Annotated in this window: 12 protein-coding genes; all 12 read left to right on the forward strand. The window is 34.3% G+C overall.

Features of this window, described 5'->3' with window-relative positions; genetic code table 11:
• Positions 1 to 969 (forward strand): ATP phosphoribosyltransferase regulatory subunit (locus ACZQCL_RS03330; RefSeq protein WP_482481845.1); only part of this gene is annotated, 969 nt, incomplete at its 5' end.
• A complete protein-coding gene (hisG, locus tag ACZQCL_RS03335; protein WP_227991448.1) occupies positions 966 to 1,604 on the forward strand; it encodes an ATP phosphoribosyltransferase in 639 nt (212 codons plus the stop codon). The genes ACZQCL_RS03330 and hisG, both read left to right, overlap by 4 nt.
• Positions 1,594 to 2,874, forward strand: coding sequence for a histidinol dehydrogenase (hisD, locus tag ACZQCL_RS03340; protein ID WP_227991447.1), 1,281 nt, complete (start codon positions 1,594 to 1,596; stop codon positions 2,872 to 2,874). The genes hisG and hisD overlap by 11 nt, the downstream gene beginning before the upstream one ends.
• Positions 2,874 to 3,884, forward strand: coding sequence for a pyridoxal phosphate-dependent aminotransferase (locus tag ACZQCL_RS03345; protein WP_331865659.1), 1,011 nt, complete (start codon positions 2,874 to 2,876; stop codon positions 3,882 to 3,884). Before hisD ends, ACZQCL_RS03345 begins: the two co-directional genes overlap by 1 nt.
• Positions 3,871 to 4,452, forward strand: a complete 582-nt coding sequence (gene hisB / locus ACZQCL_RS03350; RefSeq protein ID WP_227991439.1) for an imidazoleglycerol-phosphate dehydratase HisB — start codon at positions 3,871 to 3,873, stop codon at positions 4,450 to 4,452. Before ACZQCL_RS03345 ends, hisB begins: the two co-directional genes overlap by 14 nt.
• Positions 4,449 to 5,048: an imidazole glycerol phosphate synthase subunit HisH gene (hisH, locus tag ACZQCL_RS03355; protein WP_337618956.1), complete on the forward strand. Its 600-nt coding sequence runs from the start codon at positions 4,449 to 4,451 to the stop codon at positions 5,046 to 5,048. Before hisB ends, hisH begins: the two co-directional genes overlap by 4 nt.
• Positions 5,049 to 5,759, forward strand: a complete 711-nt coding sequence (gene hisA / locus ACZQCL_RS03360) for a 1-(5-phosphoribosyl)-5-[(5-phosphoribosylamino)methylideneamino]imidazole-4-carboxamide isomerase (protein ID WP_227991436.1) — start codon at positions 5,049 to 5,051, stop codon at positions 5,757 to 5,759. It begins immediately after the preceding gene.
• A complete protein-coding gene (gene hisF, locus ACZQCL_RS03365; protein WP_337532128.1) occupies positions 5,753 to 6,508 on the forward strand; it encodes an imidazole glycerol phosphate synthase subunit HisF in 756 nt (251 codons plus the stop codon). The genes hisA and hisF overlap by 7 nt, the downstream gene beginning before the upstream one ends.
• A complete protein-coding gene (gene hisI / locus ACZQCL_RS03370; protein WP_117571854.1) occupies positions 6,505 to 6,837 on the forward strand; it encodes a phosphoribosyl-AMP cyclohydrolase in 333 nt (110 codons plus the stop codon). The genes hisF and hisI overlap by 4 nt, the downstream gene beginning before the upstream one ends.
• Positions 6,830 to 7,336 carry an NUDIX hydrolase gene (locus tag ACZQCL_RS03375; protein ID WP_482481846.1) on the forward strand — a complete coding sequence of 169 codons (507 nt, stop codon included), beginning with the start codon at positions 6,830 to 6,832 and terminating at the stop codon, positions 7,334 to 7,336. Before hisI ends, ACZQCL_RS03375 begins: the two co-directional genes overlap by 8 nt.
• 364 nt (positions 7,337 to 7,700) lie before the next feature.
• Entirely contained in the window at positions 7,701 to 8,084 is a 384-nt protein-coding gene (locus ACZQCL_RS03380) for a hypothetical protein (protein ID WP_337532127.1), read from the forward strand.
• A gap of 75 nt (positions 8,085 to 8,159) precedes the next feature.
• On the forward strand, positions 8,160 to 8,869 hold a 710-nt coding region (gene murI, locus ACZQCL_RS03385), incomplete at its 3' end, for a glutamate racemase (RefSeq protein WP_482481847.1).

The following is an 8,869-nucleotide window of genomic DNA, read 5'->3' on the forward strand; positions in this document are numbered from 1 at the left end:
TATGAAACATATGAAAATGCATTTAAAAACATTCAAACAACAGATATGTATAAATTCTTTGATGAAAATGGAAGAATTCTAACATTAAGAACGGATATGACCGTTCCAATTGCACGTGTTTGTGCATCGAAATTTAAAGATTCAAAGCCTCCGTTTCGCTATCGCTATACTTCAAATGTATTTAAAGTACGTCAAAAATTTGCAGGCAAAAGAAGTGAAGTCACAGATTGTGGCATCGAATTGATTGGATTGGATTCAAAAAGTGATGTACAAGTCTTGTGCTGCGCTTTAGAAGTCATGAAAAACTTTAAAAACTATACGCTCGAAATCGGAAATGTGCAGTTTTTTCAGGCGGCTTGCAAAGTTGTTCGTTTGAGCACAGAAGAAGTCAATACTCTAGCCAATTTAATTGATAAGAAAAGCATGGTCGATCTGAAAGTTTACTTGGATTCATTGTATCTCAGTGAAAAAATTGTGGATTTCTTTATGCACCTTCCATTCCTGTGTGGAGATGTGAATATATTAGATGAAGCATATAAGTATTGTTTCGATGATTCATTAAAGGATGTCTTAGATTCTATGAAAGAATGTATCCAATCTTTAAAAGAATTAGGATATTTAGAAAATGTAACCGTAGATTTAGGAAAAGTTGCCCATTTGGATTACTATACCGGAATTATTTTTGAAGGATATGTTTCAGGTGTTGGAACAAGTATCTTAAGTGGCGGTCGATATGACTGTTTATTAAAGAAGTTTGGTCGTGATCTTCCAGCTTGTGGCTTTAGTGTAAAGCTAGATCCACTCATTGATCATGTGGATGTACAATCGAAAAAGAAATATAAATTGTATTATCCACAAGACAAACAAATTGAAGCTATGAAACAAGCAAAAAATTTGAGAAAAGAAGGAATCGTCATTTTAGAACCATCAACAAATGAATCTATTTATGTAGAGGAGGTACAAGCATGAGCTTATCGATTGCACTCACAAAGGGACGTTTAGAAAAACAAACTGTTGCTATGTTAGAAGAACTTGGTTATGGAGTAGAAGCTTTAAAAGATAAGGGTCGAGCTTTGGTGTTTAAAGATTCTGTACATGACATTCAATATTTTTTAGTGAAATCCAACGATTGTATTACCTATGTTAATCATGGTGTGGCTGATATTGGTGTTGTTGGAAAAGATACCATTTTAGAAAATGAGAATGATAACTATGAATTGTTAGATTTGAAGATTGGCAAGTGTAAATTCATTGTGGCTAGCCTACCTCAAAATCAGTTGTTTTCAAAAGTAGGACACATTAAGATTGGAACCAAATATCCTCGTGTAGCTAAACAATATTTTTTGTCCAAAGGTATGGATGTTGAAATTATTAAGATTGATGGATCTGTAGAATTAGCACCTATTTTAGGTCTATGCGACGGAATCGTAGATATTATGGAAACAGGAACAACCTTAAAAGAAAATGGTTTAGTTGTGCTAGATACAGTCTGTGACATTAGTGCACGTGTTATTGTGAATAAAGCAAGCTTTAAGTTAAAACACGAAGAAGTGATGAAAGTAATCAATGATTTAAGTAAGAGGGTGAATGAAGATGTTGACTAGAATTTATAAAGAAGATAAAGATGCATTGAAAGAATATTTGATGTCACGAACACAAGATTTAAGTACAGATGTCTTGGTTACAGTGTCAAATATTATTCAAGATGTAAAAGAAAATAAAGATGAGGCTTGTCTAAAATATACACAACAATTTGATAAGGTAAGCTTAGATACAATGGAAGTATCTCAAGAAGAATGGGATGCACAAATATTAAAATGTGATGATTCGTTTGTAGAAGCAATGAAACTTGCTAAAAAAAATATCGAAGATTTTCATAAACTTCAAAAACAAAATGGATATTTGTTGCAGAAAGAAAAGGGAATCTATTTAGGCCAAAGAGTACTACCTCTTGAAGCAGTAGGAATCTATGTTCCAGGAGGACGTGCACAATATCCAAGCAGTGTTTTAATGAATGCATTACCCGCAAAAATTGCCGGTGTTCAAAATGTTGTTATGGTAACTCCACCGGATAAAAATGGAACGATTCACCCTAATATTGCGTATGCGGCTAAACTTGCCGGTGTAGATAAAATCTATAAGATTGGTGGAGCTCAAGCTATTGCTGCTTTGGCCTATGGTACACAAACCATTGATCGAGTAGATAAAATCGTAGGTCCAGGAAATATTTATGTTGCAGCCGCTAAAAAATTAGTGTATGGAACGGTCGATATTGATATGATCGCAGGGCCGAGTGAAATTTTAGTTGTTGCCGATGAAAAGGCGAATGCAGAATATGTAGCAGCCGATCTATTATCACAAGCCGAACATGATCCAATGGCAAGTGCGATTTTGTTGACTACAAACGAAGAACTTTTGGATTTGGTGAATCAAGAGCTTTTAAAACAAAGTGCTGTATTACCTAAAAAAGAAATAGTGGAACAATCCCTAAAGAACTATGGTAAAGCCATTGTTTGTGATTCGATTGAAGAATGCATTTCTATTAGTAATGAAATTGCACCAGAACACTTAGAATTGATGATTCAAAATCCAATGGAACACCTACAAGAAGTAAAAAATGCAGGTAGTGTTTTCTTGGGCTACTACACTTGCGAAAGCATAGGTGATTATTTTGGTGGAACAAACCATGTTTTACCAACGAGTGGAACGGCACGTTTCTCAAGTGCTTTATCCGTAGATAGTTTTATTAAAAAATCATCTTATTTGTATTATTCAAAACAAGCAATCGAAGCCTATGGAAAATATATTGAAACAATTGCCAGTGAAGAACACTTACAAGCACATGCCAATGCAGCTAAAGTGAGGATGAAATAATGAAGGGTTATCAAACACATACACAAACAGGAATTCTATTGAATGCCAATGAGGCAAGTCAAAACGTAGATGATAATGTCAAACAAGAAATTTTAGATGCGATTTCAAACCTTGCACTCAATCGATATCCAGATACAACTTGTCATGAATTACATGATTTATATGCCAATATTATGAATGTTCCATCCTCATGGATCTTATCAGGAAATGGATCGGATCAAATGTTGGGATTTTTGATTCAGTATTATGGACAAGGAAATAAAACACTGTATACATTAGCACCAGATTTTTCTATGTATGACTATTATGTAGAATTGAATCATGCAAAAATTGAAAAATTTGAAACGTCTTTAGATGGATCCTTTGATGTCGATGCATTTATTTCAAATGGGAAAGATAAAAAAGTGGATATGATCTTATTCTCAAATCCAAATAATCCGACAGGACATGCGATTTCGAAATTAGAAATGATTCAAATTTGCGAAGCCTTTTCGAATATTCCAGTCATTTTTGATGAAGCCTATATGGAGTTTGGTAATGAAAGTGCCATCGATTTATTAAAAACATATCCAATGGTTTTTGTTTGTCGAACTCTATCCAAGGCGTATGGACTTGCAGGAATTCGTTGTGGGTTTATGATTTCTTCACAAGTTGAAAAATTAGCTCCACTTTTTATTCCTTATGCACTAAGTAGTGTTACCCAAACGATAGCAAGTGTTGTATTAAGACATGCCGATGCATATAAATCGAATATTGCGACTATTATTTCAGAAAGAGAAAGAATGTATCGAGAAGTGAAGGATTATAAAACAATTAGTTTCTATCCTTCAAATGCGAATTTCTTGTATGGAAGAACAGATAAAAAAGATATTTTAATGGATATGTTTAAAGAAAAGAACATCACAATTCGAAATTATGCGGATGCTAGTTTTCGTATAACGATTGGGACAAGCGAAGAAAATGAAATGGTATTAGATATTCTAAGGAGATTTGAGTATGCGAATAGCTGAAAAAAACAGGGATACAAAAGAAACAAAAATATATGAAAAGATCAACTTAGATGGAAATGGAAATAGCGACATTGATACAGGAATTGGTTTTTTTGATCATATGTTGACATTGTTTGCGTTTCACTCAAATTTTGATTTAGTTGTAAAAGCGGATGGCGATCTTGAAGTGTGTGATCATCATACAATAGAAGATTGTGGAATTTTATTAGGAAAATTATTCTTAGAAGCTTTAGGGGATAAAAAAGGAATTGCCCGCTATGGAAGTATGAATCTTCCTATGGATGAAGTTTTATGTAATGTCACATTAGATATTAGTGGACGACCTTATTTGGTTTTTAATTGCGAATTGATAAGAGAAAACATTGGAACGATGTCTTGTGAAATGGTTGAAGAATTTTTTAGAGCCTTTTGTGTGGCAGCTGGGGTAACGTTACATATCAATGTGTACTATGGAAAGAATGATCATCATAAAGTAGAGGCCATATTTAAAGCGTTTGGCCGTGCCTTGAAACAAGCTGTAAAAATAGAATCGGATCGTATTCCTAGTTCTAAAGGAGTAATTGAATGATTGGAATTATTGATTATGGCATGTCCAATTTATACAGCGTAAAAAATGCTTGTGACTATTTAGGTTTAGATTGTGTTGTTTCAAAAGATGTTTCTATTTTATCTAAATGCGATAAATTGATTTTACCAGGAGTTGGAGCTTTTCAAGACTGCATGCACACACTCCATTCTATGGGACTCTATGATTTTATTGTTCAACAAGTAAATAAAGATGTTGCGCTATTAGGGATTTGCCTTGGTATGCAGGCTTTGTTTGAAACGAGTGAAGAAAATGGCTTATGCGATGGTTTTGGCTTTTTAAAAGGTCATGTTTGTCATATGGAGGATACAAGTGTAAAAATTCCCCAAATCGGTTGGAACGTATTGGAAAGTAATCATCCTCAGGCAATATTTAAAGAAAATACGTATGTGTATTATGTCCATTCATATTATGCCAAAGATATGGATGATCAAGACTTAATTGGATATTCCATGTATGGAAGTATGAAAATACCAGGTCTTGTGATGCATGATCGTATTATGGGATGTCAGTTTCATCCTGAAAAAAGTGGAGAAGATGGATTAAAAATATTGGAATATTTTGGAAAGGAGTTCTAAATGATTGTATTACCTGCAATAGATATATTAGATGGAAAACCCGTTCGTTTGTACCAAGGTGATTATGGCCAATCCAAATGTGTGGCGGATGATGTACTTGTTTGTGCTAAAAATTTTGAAGCGGCAAATGCTTGCTATTTACATGTTGTGGATTTAAACGGGGCAAAAGAAGGAAGTCGAATCAATGAAGATTTGATTTGTGAAATTGTGAAGACATGTGATATACCCGTTGAAGTGGGTGGAGGCATTCGTACGATGTCTGCTATAGATTTTTATATAGAAAATGGTGTTTCAAGAGTTATTCTAGGAACTTCAGCAATTCAAGATTATTGTTTATTAAAAGATGCAGTTTCAAAATATGGTTCTAAGATTGCGGTTGGACTTGATTGTAAAGACGGATATGTATGTACGTCAGGCTGGTTGGAAACGAGCAAAGAATATTATTTGGATTTTGCGAAAAGAATGGAAGAGATTGGGGTAAAGACATTGATTTGTACAGACATTTCAAAGGATGGAACTTTACAAGGACCTAACTTTGAGATGTTAAAAGCACTTAAAAATCATGTATCATGTAACTTAATCGCATCTGGTGGTGTTCGTGATTTATCACATATTCAAACATGTAAAGAATTAGGGTTGTATGGTGTAATTGCGGGTAAGGCCATTTATGAAAAGACGTTAGATTTGAAAGAGGCGTTAAGCATATGTTGACAAAAAGAATTATACCTTGTCTAGATGTAAAAAATGGGAACGTTGTGAAGGGAATCCACTTTTTGGGTTTAAAAGAAGTGGGAGATCCTGCAGCTCTGGCAAAGAAATATTATTTAGATGGTGCTGACGAATTGGTTTTTTTGGATATTAGTGCCACAGTAGAAAAAAGAAAAACCATGGTTGATATTGTAAATAAGGTCGCAAAAGAAATCTATATTCCTTTTACGGTTGGTGGAGGCATTTCAACGATTGAAGATGTTCGTGCCATGTTGATGGCAGGAGCCGATAAGGTAAGCTTAAATAGTGCTGCAATTCGTAATCCGGACTTAATTAAAGAGGCAAGTAAACGTTTTGGAAACCAATGTATTGTACTTGCGGTGGATGCCAAGCGAAGAAAAGATGGTTCGGGTTGGAACGTATACATTGAAGGTGGCAGAAAAGATACGGGTATAGATTGTATTGAATGGATCTTAAAAGGTGTATCTTTAGGAGCTGGAGAAATCTTGTTAACGAGCATGGATGCGGATGGCACTAAGGATGGTTTTGATTTAGCCTTGTATGAAGCTGTATCTAAAGTGGTTCAAGTGCCAGTGATTGCGTCTGGTGGATGTGGAAAGATGGATGACTTTGTGGATGCGTTAAAAGTCAGCGATGCGGCTTTAGCAGCTAGTATTTTTCATTATGAAGAATCGAATGTTCAAAATGTGAAAAAGTATTTAAAAGAAAAAGGAGTGGCAGTTCGTATATGATGCGATTGGATTTTGAGAAACAAAATGGCTTGATTCCTTGTATTGTGCAGGATGTAGATACAAAAAAAGTATTAATGTTGGCATATATGAATGAAGAATCTTACAAAAAAACAATAGAGACAAAATTGGCAACGTATTATTCTCGTTCAAGACAAAGCTTGTGGGTCAAAGGCGAAACAAGTGGACATTATCAACATGTACAGGCAATTCGCATCGATTGTGATCAAGATACAATTTTATTAGAGGTCAAACAAGTTGGTGCGGCTTGTCATACGGGACATTATTCTTGTTTTTATAGAGATGAAAATGGAGATTGTGTAGATGAGTGAATTCGTTGATTTATATGATAGAAATCGAAAGTTTTTAAATCGTGTTGTAGATCGTAATACATATTTATTTCAACCTGGAGAATTCATGATGTATGTTTTGGCTATCTTAGAAAATGAAGAAGGAAAATTTTTGGTTACACAAAGGGCGTTGGATAAAAAATGGGCTGCTGGAGACTGGGAAATGCCTGGCGGTGGTGCTAAGAGTAAAGAGTCAAGTTTAGATGCAATCAAGCGTGAAGTAAAAGAAGAAACAGGGCTTGATGTCATAAATGGTCATGTTGTATATTCATACTTTAATGAAGATCAAAAAAGACATGATAATTATTTTGTAGATATTTATCATTTTAAGTTTGATTTCCAATTAAGTGATGTAACCTTAAATACTCGTGAAAGTATTGATTGTAGGTGTGTGAGTCTAGATGAATTGGTTGCGATGAATAACGAAGATGAATTTTTACATTTTGAAAGAATTATGAAGGCTTTACAACAGAAAAAATAGGACTAAAATATATATGTAAGTTCTATGACTGAAACACTACCGACTACTTCCTTTATAGGTCATAGACTGACAAATGGGTAAGCTTGCTTACCCTTTTTATATGTGCTATTATTTAAGTGGCAGTGTGATGAGCTGCCAAAGGGACATGCAGAGCGTGGTAAACTCTGCGAAGGAAAAGTGGATTAGAGGGTATAGATAAAATGTGGTGGTTTTATCTATACAGAATTTTGTTTGTTAAGAAGAGCATAATAATATAATGGATGCAAACAAAATTCATTGTAATATTTATATGAGGATATAAATATTGCGAAAAGCGGTTTAAGGAAGTGATGAAAGCCTTAAACCTCTTTTTTTTGGAGGGTATATGAAGATTTCAAATTATTTTGCGAAAGAAAAAATGGATGATGCTTCGTTTATTCAAACATACATCGAAAAATTAAGCGATTTAACAGACGAAGATATTTGTTGGGCTAATTCAGATTTAGAAGAAGATCATGAGAAGGTGCAGTCATTATTGATGGAAATGGTGCTTTCTTTTTATGCAACAGATTTAGTAGATATGAAAGATTATGAGGAGTATCTGGTAGATAAAGAATATCAATCTATGTCATTTAAAGAGCTTCAAGCATCATTGATTCAATTATTTCATAATGATAGAGTGCATCCGGACAGTCTGATACATAATGGGATTGGAAAAAAAGAATTGTTAGAAATATTAGTCGAAATGAAAAAGCGTATGAGTCATTAATGCATCCAAGTTTGAGGGCTTGGATGTTTTCTTTATACGTTGTATAATTGTAAAGATGGAAAAGGAGCGTTTTGTATGAATTCAAAAAGTCCAATAGGTGTTTTTGATTCGGGATTAGGTGGAATTAGTGTTTTACATACGATGCATAGTTTACTTCCTAATGAAAATCTGATCTATTTGGGAGATAGTAAATATAATCCTTATGGAACAAAGACAAAAGAAGAAATCACAAAGCGTTGCGTTGCGATATGTGACGAATTGATATCTCATGATGTTAAGGCAATCGTCATTGCGTGCAATACGGCAACGAGTGCTTGTGTTAAGCTTCTAAGAGAAAAGTATGATGTGGATATTATTGGTATGGAACCGGCATTAAAGGTGGCATGCGATCGAGGTGAACATCAACGTATTGCGGTATGGGCAACCCAACTTACTTTGTCAGAAAAGAAGTTTGCGAATTTGATGAATCGATTTAAAGATGAACATCATATTATAAAGGTGCCTTGTCCAGAACTTGTAAGAATGGTTGAAGACAATAAACTTGATGATGCATGTCTTGTAGAGTCTTGTTTGAAAGAGTATTTAGCAGCTAGTGACTATAAAAATCTAGATAGCATTGTATTAGGGTGTACGCATTTTCCTTTTTATACAAAATATTTGGAAAAGCTTTGTCCAAATGTTCATATTATTGAAGGAAGCGTGGGTACGACTTTACATACAAAAGATTTGTTGGAACAAAAAGGTTTGTTGAATACAAGTTGTGAAGAAGGACAAATTACATGGAT

This window comes from Holdemanella sp., from assembly GCF_056804935.1.